Source organism: Streptomyces sp. VRA16 Mangrove soil (assembly GCF_017377775.1).
Lineage (GTDB): Bacteria > Actinomycetota > Actinomycetes > Streptomycetales > Streptomycetaceae > Streptomyces.
This window is the reverse complement of sequence record NZ_JAFVLN010000001.1, coordinates 770,942-789,494: the sequence shown is the minus strand read 5'-3', so window position 1 is coordinate 789,494 and position 18,553 is coordinate 770,942. Positions and strand designations below refer to the sequence as shown.

At 70.6% G+C, this 18,553-nt stretch carries 16 protein-coding genes; 11 read left to right on the top strand and 5 right to left on the bottom strand.

Features of this window, described 5'->3' with window-relative positions; all coding sequences use genetic code 11:
* Window positions 1-213: 213 nt before the first annotated feature.
* The 7 genes from rhaI to J3486_RS03420 all read left to right on the top strand — a co-directional run bounded on the left by rhaI (window position 214) and on the right by J3486_RS03420 (window position 9,335).
* Window positions 214-1,389: an L-rhamnose isomerase gene (gene rhaI, locus J3486_RS03450; protein WP_207818400.1), complete on the top strand. Its 1,176-nt coding sequence runs from the start codon at window positions 214-216 to the stop codon at window positions 1,387-1,389.
* A 53-nt stretch (window positions 1,390-1,442) separates the two neighbouring features.
* Window positions 1,443-3,482 carry a bifunctional aldolase/short-chain dehydrogenase gene (locus tag J3486_RS03445; RefSeq protein ID WP_207818399.1) on the top strand — a complete coding sequence of 680 codons (2,040 nt, stop codon included), beginning with the start codon at window positions 1,443-1,445 and terminating at the stop codon, window positions 3,480-3,482.
* Between the two features lie 219 nt (window positions 3,483-3,701).
* On the top strand, window positions 3,702-5,153 hold the full coding sequence (locus J3486_RS03440) for a rhamnulokinase family protein (protein ID WP_207818398.1): 1,452 nt from the start codon (window positions 3,702-3,704) through the stop codon (window positions 5,151-5,153).
* A gap of 85 nt (window positions 5,154-5,238) precedes the next feature.
* Window positions 5,239-6,012: a (Fe-S)-binding protein gene (locus tag J3486_RS03435; RefSeq protein WP_207818397.1), complete on the top strand. Its 774-nt coding sequence runs from the start codon at window positions 5,239-5,241 to the stop codon at window positions 6,010-6,012.
* Window positions 6,009-7,505: a lactate utilization protein B gene (locus J3486_RS03430; RefSeq protein ID WP_207818396.1), complete on the top strand. Its 1,497-nt coding sequence runs from the start codon at window positions 6,009-6,011 to the stop codon at window positions 7,503-7,505. The genes J3486_RS03435 and J3486_RS03430 overlap by 4 nt, the downstream gene beginning before the upstream one ends.
* The gene (locus J3486_RS03425; protein ID WP_207818395.1) at window positions 7,502-8,149 is read left to right on the top strand and encodes an LUD domain-containing protein; all 648 of its coding nucleotides are present in this window, start codon (window positions 7,502-7,504) and stop codon (window positions 8,147-8,149) included. The genes J3486_RS03430 and J3486_RS03425 overlap by 4 nt, the downstream gene beginning before the upstream one ends.
* Window positions 8,150-8,171: 22 nt before the next feature.
* Entirely contained in the window at window positions 8,172-9,335 is a 1,164-nt protein-coding gene (locus J3486_RS03420; RefSeq protein ID WP_207818394.1) for an ABC transporter ATP-binding protein, read from the top strand.
* Window positions 9,336-9,407: 72 nt separating this feature from the next.
* Here the strand turns inward: J3486_RS03420 and J3486_RS03415 are convergent, their stop codons facing one another.
* Genes J3486_RS03415 through J3486_RS03400 form a run of 4 tightly spaced genes read right to left on the bottom strand, consistent with a single transcriptional unit; the run spans window position 9,408 to window position 12,907 of the window.
* Window positions 9,408-10,571, bottom strand: coding sequence for an FAD-binding oxidoreductase (locus tag J3486_RS03415; protein WP_207818393.1), 1,164 nt, complete (start codon window positions 10,569-10,571; stop codon window positions 9,408-9,410).
* 25 nt (window positions 10,572-10,596) lie between these two features.
* Entirely contained in the window at window positions 10,597-11,538 is a 942-nt protein-coding gene (locus J3486_RS03410; protein ID WP_207818392.1) for an ABC transporter substrate-binding protein, read from the bottom strand.
* The gene (locus J3486_RS03405) at window positions 11,535-12,209 is read right to left on the bottom strand and encodes an ABC transporter permease (RefSeq protein WP_207818391.1); all 675 of its coding nucleotides are present in this window, start codon (window positions 12,207-12,209) and stop codon (window positions 11,535-11,537) included. The genes J3486_RS03410 and J3486_RS03405 overlap by 4 nt, the downstream gene beginning before the upstream one ends.
* Entirely contained in the window at window positions 12,206-12,907 is a 702-nt protein-coding gene (locus tag J3486_RS03400; protein WP_374194687.1) for an ABC transporter permease, read from the bottom strand. The genes J3486_RS03405 and J3486_RS03400 overlap by 4 nt, the downstream gene beginning before the upstream one ends.
* A 219-nt stretch (window positions 12,908-13,126) precedes the next feature.
* Here J3486_RS03400 and J3486_RS03395 point away from each other — a divergent pair, with 219 nt between their 5' ends.
* A complete protein-coding gene (locus J3486_RS03395; protein ID WP_207818390.1) occupies window positions 13,127-14,092 on the top strand; it encodes a pirin family protein in 966 nt (321 codons plus the stop codon).
* Window positions 14,093-14,808: 716 nt separating this feature from the next.
* Window positions 14,809-15,603, top strand: coding sequence for a VOC family protein (locus tag J3486_RS03390; protein ID WP_207818389.1), 795 nt, complete (start codon window positions 14,809-14,811; stop codon window positions 15,601-15,603).
* Between the two features lie 40 nt (window positions 15,604-15,643).
* On the opposite strand, the gene J3486_RS03385 is transcribed toward J3486_RS03390, so the two are convergent.
* Window positions 15,644-16,531 (bottom strand): Rieske 2Fe-2S domain-containing protein, encoded by an 888-nt coding sequence (locus J3486_RS03385; RefSeq protein WP_229377379.1) that lies wholly within the window; start codon window positions 16,529-16,531, stop codon window positions 15,644-15,646.
* A 264-nt stretch (window positions 16,532-16,795) separates the two neighbouring features.
* On the opposite strand from J3486_RS03385, the gene J3486_RS03380 reads away from it, so the two are divergent.
* Window positions 16,796-17,776, top strand: coding sequence for a TIGR03557 family F420-dependent LLM class oxidoreductase (locus tag J3486_RS03380; protein ID WP_207818387.1), 981 nt, complete (start codon window positions 16,796-16,798; stop codon window positions 17,774-17,776).
* A 295-nt stretch (window positions 17,777-18,071) separates the two neighbouring features.
* Window positions 18,072-18,440, top strand: coding sequence for a VOC family protein (locus J3486_RS03375; RefSeq protein ID WP_207818939.1), 369 nt, complete (start codon window positions 18,072-18,074; stop codon window positions 18,438-18,440).
* Window positions 18,441-18,553 lie beyond the last annotated feature (113 nt).

The following is an 18,553-nucleotide window of genomic DNA, read 5'->3' as shown; positions in this document are numbered from 1 at the left end:
GCCGCTCCGGAGAGGTCAAGGGGTCGACGACGGACCGATCCGCGCACGGCAACACGATTGAGTAACTCCATTGACCTTGCACGACCTTGCGTGAGACCCCTTGACGGTCCTCTCGCACGGGGTTAACTTCCCCAGCGAAGTGAATCGATTCATACGGATGATTCATACCGATGACTCATACGGACAACGCAGACCGCGCACCCAGAGGTGGACATGCCTGACATCGCTGCCGTGAAGGCCGCACTCGCCGACCAGCGGATCGAGACGCCGTCCTGGGGCTACGGCAATTCCGGCACCCGGTTCAAGGTGTTCGCCCAGGCCGGTGTGCCGCGCACCCCGCAGGAGAAGCTGGAGGACGCGGCGAAGGTGCACGAGTTCACCGGGATCGCGCCGAAGGTGGCGCTGCACATTCCGTGGGACAAGGTCGACGGCTCCGACGGGTACACGAAACTGTCCGCGTACGCCAAGGAGCGCGGCGTCGAGCTCGGCACCATCAATTCCAACACCTTCCAGGACGACGACTACAAGCTGGGCAGCGTCTGCCACCCGGACCCCGTGGTGCGCCGCAAGGCGGTCGAGCACCTCCTGGAGTGCGTCGACATCATGGACGCCACCGGGTCGAAGGACCTGAAGATCTGGCTCGCCGACGGCACCAACTACCCGGGCCAGGACGACATCGTGGCCCGCCAGGACCGGCTCGCCGAGTCCCTGGCGACGGTCTACGAGCGGCTCGGCGACGACCAGCGGCTGCTCCTGGAGTACAAGTTCTTCGAGCCGGCCTTCTACACCACGGACGTGCCGGACTGGGGCACCTCGTACGTGCAGTGCCTGAAGCTGGGTGAGCGCGCTCAGGTCGTGGTGGACACCGGTCACCACGCGCCGGGCACCAACATCGAGTTCATCGTGGCGCTGCTGCTGCGTGAGAAGAAGCTCGGCGGCTTCGACTTCAACTCCCGTTTCTACGCGGACGACGACCTGATGGTGGGCGCCGCCGACCCGTTCCAGCTCTTCCGGATCCTGCACGAGGTCGCCGGCAACGGCGGCTTCGACCCGGCGACGAACGTGGCGTTCATGCTGGACCAGTGCCACAACATCGAGGCGAAGATCCCGGCCGTCATCCGCTCGGTGATGAACGTCCAGGAGGCCACCGCCAAGGCGCTCCTCGTCGACCGCGAGGCCCTGGCCGCCGCACAGGCCGTCGGTGACGTGCTGACCGCCAACGCCGTGCTCATGGACGCGTACAACACCGATGTCCGCCCGCTGCTCGCCGAGTGGCGCGAGGAGCGCGGCCTGAACCCGGACCCGGTCGCCGGGTACAAGGCGTCGGGCTGGCAGGAGCGGATCGTCGCCGAGCGGGTGGGCGGGGAGCAGGCGGGGTGGGGCGCCTGAGCCCGCTCGTCCGTACGTCCGTCACAACTCCCCCGCCTTCCTGAGGAACCCGCATGTCCACACATTCCGAAGTCGCCGCGCTGCTGGCCCGCTCGAACCGGCTCGGCGCCGATCCCCGCAACACCAACTACGCCGGCGGCAACACGTCCGCCAAGGGCACCGCGACCGACCCCGTCACCGATGGTGACGTCGAGCTGATGTGGGTGAAGGGCTCGGGCGGCGACCTCGGCACGCTCAAGGAGTCCGGGCTCGCGGTGCTCCGCGTCGACCGGCTGCGCGCGCTCACCGAGGTCTACCCGGGCGTGGAGCGCGAGGACGAGATGGTCGCCGCGTTCGACTACTGCCTGCACGGCAAGGGCGGCGCCGCCCCGTCCATCGACACCGCGATGCACGGCCTGGTGGACGCCGCGCACGTCGACCACCTGCACCCGGACTCCGGGATCGCGCTGGCCTGCGCCGCCGACGGAGAGAAGCTCACCGCCGCCTGCTTCGGCGAGAAGGTCGTGTGGGTGCCGTGGCGGCGTCCCGGCTTCCAGCTCGGCCTGGACATCTCCGCCATCAAGGCCGCCAACCCGCGGGCCATCGGCTGCGTCCTGGGCGGGCACGGCATCACGGCGTGGGGAGACACGGCCGAGGAGTGCGAGGCGAACTCCCTCTTCATCATCCGCACCGCCGAGACGTTCCTCGCCGAGCACGGCAAGGCCGACCCGTTCGGCCCGGCCGTCGAGGGGTACGAGCCCCTGGCCCGGACCGAGCGCCGCGACCGTGCCGCCCGACTCGCGCCGCTGATCCGGGGGTTGGCGTCCGCCGACCGCCCGCAGGTCGGTCACTTCGACGACTCGACGGTGGTCCTGGACTTCCTCGCCGCGGCCGAGCATCCGCGCCTGGCCGCGCTCGGCACGTCCTGCCCCGACCACTTCCTGCGCACCAAGGTGCGCCCGCTCGTCCTCGACCTGCCGCCGACCGCCGAACTCGACGCGGTCGAGGCCCGGTTGAAGGAGCTGCACGCCGCCTACCGCGAGGAGTACGCGGCGTACTACGAGCGGCACGCGGCACCGGACTCCCCCGCGATGCGCGGCGCGGACCCGGCGATCGTCCTCGTCCCCGGCGTCGGCATGTTCTCCTTCGGCAAGGACAAGCAGACCGCGCGCGTGGCGGGCGAGTTCTACCTCAACGCCATCAACGTGATGCGCGGCGCCGAGGCGGTCTCCTCCTACGCGCCGATCGAGGAGTCGGAGAAGTTCCGCATCGAGTACTGGGAGCTGGAGGAGGCCAAGCTCCGCCGGATGCCGAAGCCGAAGCCCCTGGCCACCCGCGTGGCACTGGTGACGGGCGCGGGTTCCGGCATCGGTAAGGCCATCGCGCACCGGCTGGTCGCGGAGGGCGCATGCGTCGTCGTCGCCGACCTCAACGCGGAGGGCGCGGCGGCGGTCGCCGAGGAGCTCGGCGGCCGGGACAGGGCGGTCGCGGTCGCCGTCGACGTCACGTCGGAGGAGCAGATCGCCGAGGCCTTCAAGGCGGCCGCTCTCGCGTTCGGCGGCGTCGACCTGGTGGTCAACAACGCGGGGATCTCCATCTCCAAGCCGCTCCTGGAGACGACGGCCAAGGACTGGGACCTCCAGCACGACATCATGGCGCGCGGTTCCTTCCTGGTCTCCCGCGAAGCGGCGCGCGTGATGAAGGCGCAGGGCATGGGCGGCGACATCATCTACATCGCCTCCAAGAACGCCGTCTTCGCCGGCCCCCACAACGTCGCGTACTCGGCGACCAAGGCCGACCAGGCCCACCAGGTCCGCCTGCTGGCCGCCGAGTTGGGCGGCGACGGCATCCGCGTCAACGGCGTCAACCCCGACGGCGTCGTGCGCGGCTCCGGCATCTTCGCCGGCGGCTGGGGCGCCGAGCGCGCCGCCGTGTACGGGGTGGAGGAGGAGAAGCTCGGCGAGTTCTACGCCCAGCGCACCCTGCTCAAGCGCGAGGTCCTCCCCGAGCACGTGGCCAACGCGGTGTTCGCCCTGACGGGCGGCGAGCTGACCCACACGACGGGGCTGCACGTGCCGGTGGACGCGGGGGTCGCGGCAGCGTTCCTCAGGTAGCAAGGCGCCCCGTCAGGGGCGCGGGGCCGAGTCGATATGCGGCTCCGCCGCGCGGGCGCGACAAGCCCCCACCGACCACCGGACGAAGAACAACGATGGGGGTCCGGGGCGCAGCCCCCCGGTCTCGGGACGGGAAGGGGAGGCGGGGCGACCGGACCGCCGCCCCCTTCCCCCACCCGTACCGCGCACGACCACCCCAGCCCACCCGGAGCCACCCACATGCCCCACTCCCCCAACTCCCCCTACGCCGCGGTCGACCTGGGCGCCTCCAGCGGCCGCGTCATGACCGCCCAGGTCACCCCGGACACCCTCACCCTCACGGAGACCCACCGCTTCCCGAACCGCCCGGCCCGCACCCCGGACGGCCTGCACTGGGACATCCTCGGCCTGTACACGGGCATCCTCGACGGCCTCCGCAAGACGGGCGGCGTCCGCTCCGTCGGCATCGACAGCTGGGCCGTCGACCACGGCCTCCTCGACGCGGACGGCCACCTCCTCGGCAACCCGTTCCACTACCGCGACACGCGCACCGACCACATCGCCGAGAAGGTCTGGGCGACGATCCCCCCGGCGGAGCTGTACGCGGCCACGGGCATCCAGTACGCGCCGTTCAACACCCTGTACCAGCTCGCCGCGGCGCAGGGCACCGCCCAACACGCGGCGGCGGCGCGTCTGTTGCTGATCCCGGACCTGCTCACGTACTGGCTGACGGGACAGCAGGGCACGGAGCTCACCAACGCCTCCACCACCCAGCTCATCGACCCGACCACCGGCGACTGGGCGCACGGCGTCGCGTCCCGGGCGGGCATCGACCTCGCCCTCTTCCCGCCCCTGCGTCGCCCCGGCGACCCGGCGGGCGACCTCCTCCCGCACGTCCTGGAGGAGACGGGCCTGACCGGGCCGGTGCCGGTGGTGACGGTCGCCTCCCACGACACGGCGTCCGCGGTGGCGGCGGTCCCGGCGACCACGCAGCACTTCGCGTACATCTGCACCGGCACCTGGTCCCTGGCCGGCCTCGAACTCGACGCACCCGTCCTGACCGAGGAGAGCCGCGCCGCGAACTTCACCAACGAACTCGGCATCGACGGCACGGTCCGCCACCTGCGCAACATCATGGGCCTGTGGCTGCTCCAGGAGTGCCAACGCACCTGGCAGGACACCGACTTGGCGTCCCTGCTCGACGAGGCCGCGAAGGCGCAGCCCCTCCGTTCGGTGGTCGACGCCGGCCACACCGACTTCCTGGCGCCCGGCGGCATGCCGGACCGGATCGCGGCGGCCTGCCGTGCCACGGGTCAGCCCGAACCCCGCACCCGCGCCGAGACCACCCGCTGCATCCTGGACTCGCTCGCCCTCGCCCACCGCCGCGCGGTCATGGACGCGGCGCGGCTCGCCGACCGTCCGGTGGACGTCGTGCACATCGTGGGCGGCGGCGCCCGCAACGACCTGCTGTGCCAGCTGACCGCCGACGCCTGCGGGCTCCCGGTGGTGGCGGGCCCCGCGGAGGCGGCCGCGCTCGGCAACGTCCTCGTGCAGGCGCGCGCCGACGGCGTGCTGGGCGACCGTGCGGCGATGCGTCAACTCCTGGCCGCGACGCAGCCATTGACGCGCTACGAGCCGCGCGGTGACCGTGCGGTGTGGACTGCGGCGCACGCCCGGGTCGCCAACCCGTGACCCGGAGCCTTCGAGCACGTACGCTGCACGCAGTCGCTGTATCCATCCGATGACCAAGCCGTACCGATCACACGAAGGGGCCACGATGCGTGTCGCGCTCTTCCTGACCTGTGTCAACGACACGCTCTATCCGGACACGGGCCGGGCTGTGGTGAAACTGCTGACCAGACTGGGTGTGGAGGTTGACTTCCCGGCAGCCCAGACCTGTTGCGGACAGCCGCACTACAACACGGGCTACCGTCATGAGGCCGAGCCCTTGGCCCGTCATTACTCCGATGTCTTCGGCCCGGGGATCGCGTCGGGTGATTACGACGCAATCATCACGCCGTCGGGTTCGTGCGCGGCGATGGTGCGCGAGCTGTACCCGCGGATGGGCGAGCGGGCGCGCGCCGAGGGCCGCGGCGACCGGCTCGCCACGCAGCTCGCGCCGGTGATCCCGAAGACGTACGAGCTCACCGAGTTCCTGGTGGACGTGCTGAAGGTGACCGACGTGGGCGCGTACTACCCGCACAAGGTGACGTACCACCCGACCTGCCACGGCCTGCGCTCCCTCGGCCTGGGCGACCGCCCCACCCGGCTGCTCTCCGCGGTCAGGGGACTTGAGCTGGTGGAGCTGCCGGGCGCGCAGGAGTGCTGCGGCTTCGGCGGCACGTTCGCCGTCAAGAACTCCGATGTCTCGGCGGCCATGGGCACGGACAAGGTCCGCAACGCCGAGGCCACCGGCGCCGACACGCTGTGCGCCGCGGACAACTCGTGCCTGATGCACATCGGCGGCACGATGACACGCCTGAAGGTCGGCATGCGGTCGGTGCACATCGCGGAGATCCTGGCCGGCACGGAAGAGGAGCCCCTGTCATGAGCGGCGGCACGTTTGTCGGCATGCCCGCCTTCCCGAAGGCCGCGCACGACGCCGTACGGAACACGACCCTGCGCGCCAATCTGCGGCACGCCACCCACACCATCCGCGACAAGCGGGCCCGCGCCGTCGCCGAACTCGACGACTGGGCACGCCTGCGCGAGGCCGGCAAGCAGATCAAGGACCACACGCTCCGCCATCTGGAGCACTACCTCGTCCAGTTGGAGGAGTCGGTCACGGCCGCGGGCGGCACCGTCCACTGGGCCGCCGACGCCGACGAGGCCAACCGGATCGTGACCAGGCTGGTCCGGGAGGCCGACCGCGGTGACGCCGAGAAGCGTGAGGTCGTCAAGGTCAAGTCGATGGCCACGCAGGAGATCGGCCTCAACGAGCACCTGGAGGCCGAGGGCATCCACGCCTACGAGACCGACCTCGCCGAGCTCATCGTGCAGCTCGGCAAGGACCGTCCCTCGCACATCCTCGTCCCGGCCATCCACCGCAACCGCGGCGAGATCCGCGACATCTTCACCAAGGAGATGGGCAGTTGGGGCCGCCCGGCCCCCGAGGGCCTGACCGACACCCCCGCCGAGCTCGCCGAGGCGGCCCGGCTGCATCTGCGCGAGAAGTTCCTGCGCGCCAAGGTCGGCATCTCGGGGGCCAACTTCATGGTCGCCGAGACCGGCACCCTCGTCGTGGTCGAGTCCGAGGGCAACGGACGCATGTGCCTGACCCTGCCCGAGACCCTGATCTCGGTCGTCGGCATCGAGAAGATCGTGCCGACGTGGCAGGACCTGGAGGTCTTCCTCCAGACCCTCCCGCGCTCCTCGACGGCCGAGCGCATGAACCCGTACACGTCGACGTGGACCGGCACCACGGACTCCGACGGCCCGCAGACCTTCCACCTGGTCCTGCTCGACAACGGCCGCACCGACACCCTCGCCGACGAGGTCGGCCGCCAGGCCCTGCGCTGCATCCGCTGCTCGGCCTGCCTCAACGTCTGCCCGGTGTACGAGCGTGCGGGCGGCCACGCCTACGGCTCGGTGTATCCCGGCCCGATCGGCGCCATCCTCTCCCCGCAACTGCGCGGCACGGCCAGCGAGATCGACGCCTCGCTGCCCTACGCGTCGTCGCTGTGCGGCGCCTGCTACGAGGTCTGCCCGGTCGCCATCGACATCCCCGAGGTCCTCGTGCATCTGCGCGAGCGGGTGGTGCAGGGCGGTGAGGTGACCCGGCGCGGCGCCAAGGTGAAGCTGAAGCCGGCCAAGGGACACGCGGCCGAGCGGGCCGCGATGCGCGCCGCCCGCTGGGCGTTCACCCACCCGGCGGCGCTCGCCACCGGGCAGCGCCTCGCCTCGCGCACCCGCCGCTTCCATCCGCGGACCATGCCGGGCCCCGGCCGGGCGTGGACGGACACCCGCGACCTGCCCCAGGTACCACCGGAACCGTTCCGCGACTGGTGGCAGCGCACCGACGGCGGCAAGGAGGCAGGCAAGTGAGCAGCAGGGACGTGATCCTGGGCCGGGTGCGGCGCGCGCTCGGCGGTCCGGTCGGGGAACCGGTGTCGTACGAGAAGGACATCGACCGCGGCTATCTGCGCGAGCACGGCGAGCGCACGACCGAGCAGACGGTGGAGCTGCTGGCGGAGAACCTGGCGGACTATCGGGCGATCGTGCACCGGTGCCCCTTCGGGGAACTGGCCGATACGGTTGCCCGCCTCCTCGCCGAGCACGGCACGAGCTCCGTAGTGACACCCCCGGGCCTGCCCGAGGAGTGGCTGGCGCGGACCGATGTCACCCGCATCGCCGACGAACCCGGCACCACTCCCGCCGAACTCGACGGAGTCGACAGTGTCGTCACCGCCTGCGCGGTGGCGATCGCCGAGACCGGCACGATCGTCCTCGACGGCTCCCCGGACCAGGGCCGGCGCCGTATCACCCTGGTCCCCGACCATCACGTCATCGTGGTCCACGTCCCCGCCCAGGTCGTCTCCTCCGTCCCGCAGGCCCTCGAACGGCTCGACCCGGCGCGCCCGCTGACCTGGATCTCCGGCCCGTCCGCGACCAGCGACATCGAACTCGACCGGGTCGAGGGGGTGCACGGCCCGCGCACCCTGGAGGTGGTTCTGGTGAGCGGGGACTGAACGGCGCGGTTAGCGTGAGTCCATGATCCGGTTCGATCAGGTCACCAAGCGGTACGCGGACGGCACCACGGCGGTGGACGACCTCTCCTTCGAGGTCGCCGAGGGCGAACTGGTCACGCTCGTCGGCCCTTCGGGCTGCGGCAAGACCACGACGATGATGATGGTGAACCGGCTGATCGAGCCGACGTCGGGGCGCATCTACGTAGACGGCGAGGACATCGCGACGGTCGACCCGGTGAAACTGCGCCGCCGCATCGGGTACGTCATCCAGCAGGTCGGTCTCTTCCCGCACCGCACGATCCTCGACAACACGGCAACCGTCCCGGCCCTGGTCGGCTGGAAGAAGACGAAGGCACGGGCGCGCGCGGCCGAGCTGCTGGACATGGTGGGCCTGGACCCGACGACGTACGGCAGCCGGTATCCGGAGCAGTTGTCGGGCGGTCAGCGGCAGCGGGTGGGCGTCGCGCGGGCGCTGGCCGCCGATCCGCCGGTGCTGCTGATGGACGAGCCGTTCGGCGCGGTCGACCCGGTGGTGCGCGAGCAGTTGCAGGACGAGTTCCTGCGGATGCAGGCCGCCGTGCGCAAGACCGTGCTGCTGGTCACGCACGACATCGAGGAGGCGGTGCGGCTCGGCGACCGGATCGCGGTGTACGGCCAGGGGCGCATCGAGCAGTTCGACACCCCGGGCGCGGTGCTCGGCAGTCCGGCGACGCCGTACGTGGCGGAGTTCGTCGGCGCGGACCGCGGCCTGAAGCGGCTCTCGGTGACACGGATCGAGCCGGACGACCTGGAGCAGCCGGCGGTGGCCAGGATCGACGAGTCGGCGGCGCAGGCGGCGGCCCGGATGCGGGAGACGGGCGACCGGTGGGCGGTGGTACTCGACGAGAAGGACGATCTGCACGGCTGGGTCGGGCTCGACGAGACGTCGCTGGCCGGGCAGGACGGCCGGGTCGGCGACCTGGCGCACCGGATGAACGCCTGGGTCCCGGTCGGCGCGCCGCTCAAGCAGGCGTTCGGCGTGATGCTGCAGCACGACGCGGGCTGGGTCGCGGTCCTGGACGGCGCCCGCTTCCTGGGGGTGCTGACCCCGGCGAAGCTGCATGAGGCGCTGCGTCGTTCGGTGGACGCGGACGCGCTGGGGGTCGGGCGGGACGAGGTGGAGTTCGACTCGGTGGCGGACGCCTGACCGAAGCCCGAGGCGAGCCTGAGCCAAGCCTGGCTCAAGGGCGGCAGCCGTCCGCACCCGGAAAACCTCACCCTAGACGTCAGGTTGAGACTTGGGCGTGAAATGGTTCATGGCGCGCAGGTTCTCGTCCTGTACGTCACTGTCGACGGGCCGGTCCGGACGGTAGGGGGCCAGCTCCTGCACGGGCCGTCCTTCGGTGATCTCGCGAGCGGCGAGGCTGCCGAGCACGGGGGCCAGGGTGACGGCGCTGTGCGAGACCAGGTGGTAGAGCCCGGGCGCCTGCGGGACGGTCCCCACCAGCGGCAGTCCGTCCAGCGGTACCGGCCGGATGCCGATCCGGGCGTCGGCGATCCGTACGCGTCCGACGTCCGGCACGAGGGTGCGGGCGCGCCGCTGCAGTTCCTGCGGGAGTCCGTCGACCGTGCCGCGCAGCCGTGCGTCGATCTCCCAGGACAGGGCGAGCACCCCACCGTCGGCGGTGGGCCGCAGGTCGACGCCCGGGGCGGCGAGGATCGCGGTGAGCGGGCGGCCGGGCAGCGGGCGGCTCTCGACGATCAGGCCGGGCACCCGGCGCATCGGCAGCCGTACCCCGGCGCTCGCGGCGACCCGGTCGGCGCCGGGCCCCGCGCAGTTGACGACGGCGTCGGCGCGCCAGGTACGTTCGCGTGCGGCCACGCCGGTGACGCGGGCGCCGTCGCGCAGCAGCCCGGTCACCGGGGTCCCGTAGTGCGTCTCGACGCGGCCGTGGCGTGCGGCGGCGTCGAGCAGGGCGCGTACGAACCGGGGTGCGTCGAACCAGGCGGCGCCCGCGTGCACGACGACCTCGTCGGCGGCGCAGGCTGCCGGGTCGGCGGCGGGGGCGATCTCACGCAGGACCGCGGCGGGCACGAGCCGGCAGTCGTGGCCCCAGTTCCGCGCCCGCAGCGTCCGTTCGCGCAGGGCCCGGTGGTCGTCCTCGGTGCCCGCCCACTGGACGAGCGGCACCGGATGCCGCCAGCCGGGCCCGCCCAGTTCCTCGACGAGGCGCAGATGTCCCTCGGATCCCCGCCGGTTCAGCCGGTAGTAGGCGTGCGGGGTCTTGAGGTGGGTCACGTCCGCGGCGAAGGTGGCGCCGGACGTGCCGGCCGCGGGCCGCTCGGCCCGCTCCACCATGACGACGTGGACGCCCGCGCGGGCGAGGTGGTAGGTGACGCAGGCGCCGAGCACGCCTGCGCCGACGACGACGGCTGCCTTCATAGGCGTCCCCGTTCCCCGTCCGGGCCTACTTCAACAGGCCTTTGTCCTCCAGATAGGTGCGTGCGACATCCTCGGGCAGCCGCCGCCAGCTGTCGACCTGTTCGTTGAGCGAGGCGAGGTCGGCCGTCGTGAGGACGGAGTTGAGGGCGCCGAGCGCGCCAGCCACCTTGTCGCTGCCCGCGCGGGAGCGATTGACGACGGGCACGATGTAGTCCGCGTTCTGCAGATGCTTGTCGTCGGCGAGGAGGACGAGCCCGAAGTCGTCGAGCGTGGCGTCCGTGCTGGTGGTCAGCACCATCTGGTCCTGCCCGTTCTGCACGGCCTGTTTGGACTGGGTGGTGCCGACGCCCTTGGGGTCGATGCCGGTGATGTCGATGCCGTAGACGCTCTTCAACCCCGGCTCGCAGTACGGGCGCTGGACGCATTCGTCGCCGGCGGCGAGCCGCACTCTCAGGCCCGAGGCGCCGAGGTCGCTCAGCGTCCTGAGCCGGTGTTCCTTCGCGTACGGGGCGGCGACGGCGAAGGCGTTCTGGTCGACGGCCTTCCCGGGGTCGAGCACGACGAGCCCCCGGGGCGCGGCGAGCCGGCGCAGGGCGGTCATGGTGGCGTCGAGGTCGGGGGAGCCGACGGGCTGCGCGTCGGCGCCGTTGGTCTTGGCGTTGAGCCAGTCGGCGAACGTGGCGGCGTACTCCGGGACGACGTCGATCTGCCCCGACTCCAGGGCGGGTTCGTACAGTTCGCGGTTGGCGACGGACAGGATCTCGGTCCCGTATCCGGCGTTCTTCAGCAGCAGCGCGTACATGTTGGCGAGCAGATCGCTCTCGGTGAACCCGGCCGAGCCGATGACGAGGTGCTTGCTGTCGCCGGGCGGCGCGGTCACCTGCCCCTGGTTCTCCAGCGAGGGCCCGCCGCCGCACCCGGCGAGCAGCAGCACCCCGGCCACGAGACCCACCACGAGCCGCCTCATCCGGCCCTCCCCCGTGCCCAGGCCGGAGCGAGCCGCTCGGCGATCTCGAACAGCCCCTCCACGAACAGGGCGAACGCGGCGACGAGCACGGCTCCGGCGACGACCTGCGGCGTACTGGCGAGGTTGAACCCGGCGGTGATGATCCGTCCCAGGCCCCCGCCGCCCGCGAGCGCGGCGATGGTCGCGGTGGCGACGAGCTGCACGGCGGCGATCCGCACCCCGTTCATGATCATCGGCAGTGCGAGGGGAAGCTCCACCTTCCACAGCATCTGCCTCCCGGTCATGCCCATGCCCCGTGCGGCCCGCACCACCTCACGGTCGACGCCGCGCATGCCGACGTACGCGTTGGTGAGCAGCGGCGGTACGGCGAACAGCACGAGGGCGACGACGGTGGGCCCCTCCCCGTACTGACCGAGCGGGGTGAGGAGCAGCAGGACGAGCACGGCGAAGGTGGGCACGGCCCGTCCGACGTTGGAGATGTTGACGGCGAGCGCGCCGCCCTTGCCGAGGTGCCCGAGCACCAGCGCGATCGGCAGGGCGATCAGACAACTCACGACGAGACACACGACGGTCAGCACGAGATGCTGCTCAAGCCGGTGCCAGATGCCGTCGTCGCCGGACCAGTGGGCGGAGTCGGCGAGCCAGTTCCAGGCGTCGGTGAGGGTCTTCACGCGCGGCTCCCGCTGGTCGCTCTCATCCACGGGGTGAGCAGCCACCCGACCCCGAGCAGCAGCAGGTCGGCGGCGACGGCGATGACGACGCACAGCACGGACGCGGTCAGCACCTGGGCCTTGAAGTACGTGTTCATCCCGGCGTAGATGAGGTTGCCGAGCCCGCCGTAGCCGACGATCGCCCCGACGGTCACGAGGGACACCGCGGAGACGGTGGCGATGCGCAGTCCGGCCATGGCGGCGGGCAGCGCGAGCGGCAGTTCCACGGTGAGCAGCAGCCGGACGGGTCCGTAGCCCATGCCGCGCGCGGCCTGCCGCGTCTCTTCGGGGACGGCGCGCAGCCCGGCCAGGATGTTCCGTACGAGCAGGGTCAGCGAGTACAGCACGAGCCCTGCGACGACGAGCGTCGCGGAGAGCCCGTAGGCGGGCAGCAGCAGCGAGAACATGGCCAGCGACGGGATCGTGTACAGCACGGTGGTCAGGGCGAGCACGGGCCCGGCGGCCCACCCCCACCGGCGCGCGACGACGGCCAGCGGAACGGCGATCACGAGTGCCAGGGCGACGGCGACGCTCGTGATCTGAAGGTGTTGCAGCACGGCGTCCACGAGGATGTGCCGGCGCGTGCTCAGGTACGCGCCGCAGATCCAGTCGTTGCGGGCGAGACAGTCGTCCGGCGGCGCATCGGTCACGGCGGTCACAAGGGGCACTCGTCCATTCCAGTGGCCCGGGCGCAACTCGGCGCGCTGGGTGACCCGTCCGGGCGGCGGGACACGGCGGCGGCGCGGGGCGCGTGCCGCCTCGTCCGGTGGGCGGGCACGGTGGCCCGGCGGCGCGCCGCTCCACCGAACTCAGGGCCGGGGCCTTCGGCTTCTGGGCCGGGCGTCGTCGACGGCACGGAACAGGGCTAAGTTGTGCCCATGAGCAACCTTGACCGTCAGGCAGTCCCCTCGCTGTGCGGCGGCCGCGGATTCGTCGTCGCCGAGCCGGTGCGCGAACTCCTGAGCCCCCGCCGAGTACAGCTCGGCGAATCCACCGAAGTGCGCCGGCTGCTGCCGAACCTCGGCCGCCGCATGATCGGCGCGTGGGCGTTCGTGGACCAGTACGGGCCCGACGACATCGCCGACGAGCCGGGCATGCAGGTGCCGCCGCACCCCCACATGGGGCTGCAGACGGTGTCGTGGCTGCACGAGGGAGAGGTCCTGCACCGCGACTCGACGGGCAGCCTCCAGACCATCCGGCCGCGCGAGCTCGGACTCATGACGTCCGGCCGGGCCATCTCCCACTCGGAGGAGTCCCCCAAGTCGCACGCCCGCTTCCTGCACGGCGCGCAGCTCTGGGTCGCCCTGCCGGACGAGCACCGCCACATCGACCCGAAGTTCGAGCACCACGCCGACCTGCCCACCGTCACGGCGCCGGGCCTCGACGCGATCGTCATCCTCGGCGAACTCGACGGCACGGCGTCTCCCGGTTCGGCCTACACGCCCATCGTCGGCGCCGACATCACCCTCGCCTCCGGCGCCGAGGCGAGCCTGCCCCTGGTCCCCGACTTCGAGTACGGGGTCCTCTCGATGTCGGGCGAGGTCCACGTCGACGGCGTGCCCGTGCTGCCCGGTTCACTCCTCTACCTCGGCTGCGGCCGCACCGAACTCCCGCTGCGCGCCGCGTCCGACGCCGAGATCATGCTCCTCGGCGGCGAGCCGTTCGCCGAGGAACTGGTCATGTGGTGGAACTTCATCGGCCGCAACCAGGACGAGATCACTCAGGCCCGGGAGGACTGGATGAGCGGGTCGCGGTTCGGTGAGGTGAAGGGGTACGACGGGGATCGGCTGGATGCGCCTGAGCTGCCGCCGGTACCGCTTAAACCCCGAGGTCGAGTGCGCTGAACTGGACTTTCATAGCCTGACCCTAACGAAGTCGAGCGAGTGGCTTGGTCGACCTGCTCGACTTCGCTTCACCTCGATCGCAAACGCCGCTCGCAGCGTCTGAGTCCACGTCTTCGACTCGCAGGTTTCGCCAGCTGTAGGCAGCTTTAGTCAGACTGATGCTGACCCCATGCTGACTTGCGCGGCCGTTTGCCCAGTTCCCGCAAAACGCCGCTTGGCCGACGGGGCGAGTCTCGACGCCGAGAGCCTCGCACGTACGTAATTCGCACCCTCGGGTCGCATTGCCCTGAGCCCGCAGCAGGAAACCGAGAACAAGGTCCACCGCAAGGCCCGTGCCGCCAGGACTGGGAGACCGAGCTCCCGGGCCACCCAGGTCGCCATCGATTGAGCCGTTCATCGAAGTCTTCCTGCAGGAACTCCGGAAACACGCTGCCCGAAGTGCGGTCGACGACGTATCTCCTCCCACTCCACGATGTTCACCATCAGGACATCTTCCCGGGCGCCGACCTCTTACGGGACAACCTTTAGGAACTCATTCACCGCGGGCCGCCCGAATCGGCGCCGCCACCCCCATCGCGGATAGAAGACTCTAAAACGGGGCACCCGGATCAACGTTCGAACTTTTGAAGGCCGCCTCCCACGAGCCGTGCCGAACAGAGGTATCTCGGGCCCTGCTACAGCGCCACGGGCGTTGATCCCGTCAGGTTGGTCTGAATATGAGCAGCTACAGCAACCAAGCGCCGCCCGTCTCGAACGTCTCGAATCCGGGCGCTCCGTGCTGGGTCAATCTGTCCACTCACGATCTGCGGATGGCGGAGACTTTCTACCGTGCTGTTCTCGGGTGGGAGTGGCGAACCGGCAGGCTGGGGGACGATGACCGGTTCGCCAGCGTCGGCGGCGTTCCTGTCGCGGGCGTATCCGTTGTGGGTTCCGAGTGCCCGGGGACGGCCTGGACCCCCTTCTTCGCCACGCAGAGTGCGCACGAGACCGAGGCCCGCAGCCGGGAGCGTGGAGGTACGACCGCCGTCGGCCCCTTGTCCTACCCATATGGACGGGCGGCGGTCCTGGCCGACCGAGACGGGGCCGTCTTCGGCATATGGGAGGGCGAATTGATGGCCGATTGGGAGCACTGGCGCCGCGCAGCTCCGGCCTCCGTGGAGCTGCACACTCGGGATGCTTTCGACGCCGCTATTTTCTATGCCGAGGTCCTCGGCTGGGGCACAGGAAGTCCGGGGTGCTGCGAAGTCGACTACGAAGACGAAAAGGTCGTTCTGCGCAGCCACGGTGTTGCAGTGGCGCGCATCTACTCCGGCGCAGTTGAATCTGCCCCTGACCCGGCGATTAGGCCGCGCTGGCAGGTGCACTTTGCAGTCGAGGACGTAGAAGCCTGCATGCAGGCCACGCGGGTGCATGGCGGCAAGGTCCTGGCGGCATCGGACGGGTCGAGGAATGCGACCCTCTCCGACCCGGACGGTGCGCTTTTCGCCGTAACAGAGAGCCAGGGCAGGTGAGTGACGCCCGCTCGCCAGACCTCACCCGTGAGACGGGTTCTCAGCCGGCGTTCGGCAGACGTACCGCGAGGGTGCCGTCCGGCTCGATCCGGGTCTCGAAGCGCGGTTGCGGGGCCGTTGCGGGTCCGCTGACCACCGCACCGTCGGACAGCCGGAACTCGCTGCCGTGCCAGGGGCAGGTCGCACAGCCGTCCTTGATGTCGCCCTGGGACAGCGGACCTGCGAGGTGACTGCACCAGTCGGCGAGCACGTCCACGGAGCCGTCTTCGTCGCGGACTACCAGCACGGGTACCTCGCCGACCATGCGCCGCTCGGGTTTCCCGGGCGTCAGGCCATCCAGCGAGCCGAGCTGATGCCAGCCCGGTTCCACCAGGTGGGGCACCGGTTCCGTCTTGTTGGCGCCCGAACCCTGCCGGTAGGCGAGATGGCCGCCGATGAACCCGCCGACACCGGCGCAGGTCAGACCGGCGAGCCCGAGCGCCCGGCCGAGCACGGGGCGACGACCGCGTACGACGAACGAGGCGGCGTACATCGACACGGCGCCCGCATTGGAAGCCGCGTGCACGATCCCCGTGCGCATCTGCTGTTCGTGCTGTTCGGCCCAGTCCGCCCACCCGGCCAGCGCGGCGGGCAGCGCCGTGAGGGTACCGACACCGGCCAGCACACGGGCCTGCCGGCCGGCTCCGGGCACGAAGTCCAGGACGGCGGACGACATCCAGGCACCCATCGGCACCTGCACCAACACCGGATGCAGCGGGTGACCCAGCGGGCGCCCGTGGAGCACGTCACGCAGTGGACCGAGAGGCAGCGACCGGACGGCCTTCTGGACGGGTGCCACCAGACGGTCAAGCGCCTGGGCCGTCTCGAGCCGCTCGATCGCGCTCAGACCGAGTTGCAGGGCGCGCGAGAGACCAGACAGAGCGGCCATCGACGAAGAGCTGGGGACGGAGTCAGGCGTCATGCCCCTGCGAGTTTCCAAGCCGAGCCAGGACAAACAAGCAAATAATTAGTCTAATGGACAACCAATAAGACCCGTTTGGACTGAAATAGGCTGGATACCCGGCCCCAGAACCCATCCGCATACAGATGCGTTTGTTCTCAGCCCGGTCGTCGCGCAAGAAGAAGCCCACCGTCAGCGCTCCTGAGTCCGCGCTCCGTAATACGCGCGGGGACACGAACGGAAGAGGAAGTCGTGCACGTTGGATACAAGCTCGCCGCTGAAGCGTTCGGCCCCACGGAACTGATACGGCAGGCGGTGCTGGCCGAGGAGGCCGGCTTCGACTTCGTCGAGATCAGCGACCACTATCACCCCTGGCTCGACAACCAGGGGCATTCGCCGTTCGCCTGGTCCGTCCTGGGCGGTATCGCAGCCAAGACCTCCCGGATCGGCCTGGCCACTGGGGTGACCTGCCCGACCGTTCGCTACCACCCGGCGATCATCGCGCAGGCGGCTGCCACGCTCGCCCTGATGTCCGAGGGCCGGTTCGTCCTCGGAGTCGGGTCCGGCGAGCGGCTCAACGAGCACGTCATCGGCCCGGGGTTCCCCGATACCGTCGGGCCCCGGCACGACATGCTCCGGGAGGCTCTGGAGATCATCCGGATGCTGTGGGAGGGAGGGTACCGATCCTATGAGGGCAAGCACCTCCAGCTGCGGGACGCGCGGGTCTTCGACCTCCCCGACGAGCCTCCCCTGATCGCCGTGGCGGCCAGCGGCCCGCCCTCCGCGCGGCTCGCCGCGGAACTCGGCGACGGCCTCTTCGCCACCGAAGCGAAGCCAGAGATCACCCGCCACTACCGCGACAACGGTGGCACAGGACCGCGCTACGCCGAGGTGCCGATGGCTTGGGCTCCTGACGAGGACACGGCGGCGAAGGCCGCGCTCGAGACCTCACGGTGGGCGTTGACCGGCTGGAAGGTCATGAGCGAACTGCCCAACCCGGTCAACTTCGAGGCCGCCACCTCGACCGTGCGTGAAGAGGACATCCGAGAGAAGTTCGCCTGCGGCACCGACCCGGAGCGCTTTCTCGCGGCGGCCCAGCCCTTCGTCGACGCCGGTTTCGACCACCTGGTGATGCAGAACGCCGGCCCGGACCCCGACGCCTTCATCGACTTCTATCAACGCGAACTCGACTCACGCATCCGGCAGCTGTCTCCAGCCGGCACCGGGCCATGACCTGCCCCTGATCGCCGCCCGGAACAAACTTCCCGGGCCCGCCCCCGAAGAGAATTTTCGCCTTGCCGCGGTGGCACTGGGAGCGAGAGCCACGGCCCGGGTTACGTGTCGTGGCCACCGCCAGGTGTCCTCCTGGTCCCGCTCATCGCCATCAACCCTCCCCCTCGCGCTCGGCGCGACAGTGCCTCCGGCGCTCCTGCGGGGTCTCCGTCGGAAGCTACGTGTGCGCATCCTTCACCAGGGCACCCGTGACCACCCGGGGAAACGTGTCGTGAACGTGGACGAGGAGAACGCCATGCCTGTGGCCACCTACTGTCTGACCGCCGTGGACTGCCCCGATCCCGCTGCACTGGCGGGCTTCTACGCTGCGCTCCTTGGGGGCGAGGTGAAGAAGGCGAGGGACGACTGGTACGACGTGTACGCGCCAGGCGGCCATCGCATCGCCTTCCAGCGGGCCGAGGGTTACCAGCCGCCGCAATGGCCGCGTGCGGACAACTCCCAGCAGCTGCACATCGACCTCAATGTCACAGACATGGCCGCAGCGGAGGCCGAGGCACTGTCGCTCGGCGCCATGCCCCTGGACCTGGAGGACCGGAACGGGCAGCGCGGGTTCCGCGTCTATGCCGATCCCGCGGGTCATCCGTTCTGCCTGTGCCGCGCCTGACACACGGCTTGCCCGATGATGGGCGCCAGGGCTACGCGCCCTTCGCCCAGGGATCTCTCCATGAATCTGTCGCTGCCGAACCGGAACCGGCGGCCGGTGACCACGCCCGCGGT

Bases quoted from the DNA above. Each gene is read 5' to 3' on its own strand.
- rhaI (WP_207818400.1), top strand. From the start codon at position 214: ATGCCTGACATCGCTGCCGTGAAGGCCGCACTCGCCGACCAGCGGATC.
- J3486_RS03445 (WP_207818399.1), top strand. From the start codon at position 1,443: ATGTCCACACATTCCGAAGTCGCCGCGCTGCTGGCCCGCTCGAACCGG.
- J3486_RS03440 (WP_207818398.1), top strand. From the start codon at position 3,702: ATGCCCCACTCCCCCAACTCCCCCTACGCCGCGGTCGACCTGGGCGCC.
- J3486_RS03435 (WP_207818397.1), top strand. From the start codon at position 5,239: ATGCGTGTCGCGCTCTTCCTGACCTGTGTCAACGACACGCTCTATCCG.
- J3486_RS03430 (WP_207818396.1), top strand. From the start codon at position 6,009: ATGAGCGGCGGCACGTTTGTCGGCATGCCCGCCTTCCCGAAGGCCGCG.
- J3486_RS03420 (WP_207818394.1), top strand. From the start codon at position 8,172: ATGATCCGGTTCGATCAGGTCACCAAGCGGTACGCGGACGGCACCACG.
- J3486_RS03415 (WP_207818393.1), bottom strand. From the start codon at position 10,571: ATGAAGGCAGCCGTCGTCGTCGGCGCAGGCGTGCTCGGCGCCTGCGTC.
- J3486_RS03410 (WP_207818392.1), bottom strand. From the start codon at position 11,538: ATGAGGCGGCTCGTGGTGGGTCTCGTGGCCGGGGTGCTGCTGCTCGCC.
- J3486_RS03395 (WP_207818390.1), top strand. From the start codon at position 13,127: ATGAGCAACCTTGACCGTCAGGCAGTCCCCTCGCTGTGCGGCGGCCGC.
- J3486_RS03390 (WP_207818389.1), top strand. From the start codon at position 14,809: ATGAGCAGCTACAGCAACCAAGCGCCGCCCGTCTCGAACGTCTCGAAT.
- J3486_RS03385 (WP_229377379.1), bottom strand. From the start codon at position 16,531: ATGGCCGCTCTGTCTGGTCTCTCGCGCGCCCTGCAACTCGGTCTGAGC.
- J3486_RS03375 (WP_207818939.1), top strand. From the start codon at position 18,072: ATGCCTGTGGCCACCTACTGTCTGACCGCCGTGGACTGCCCCGATCCC.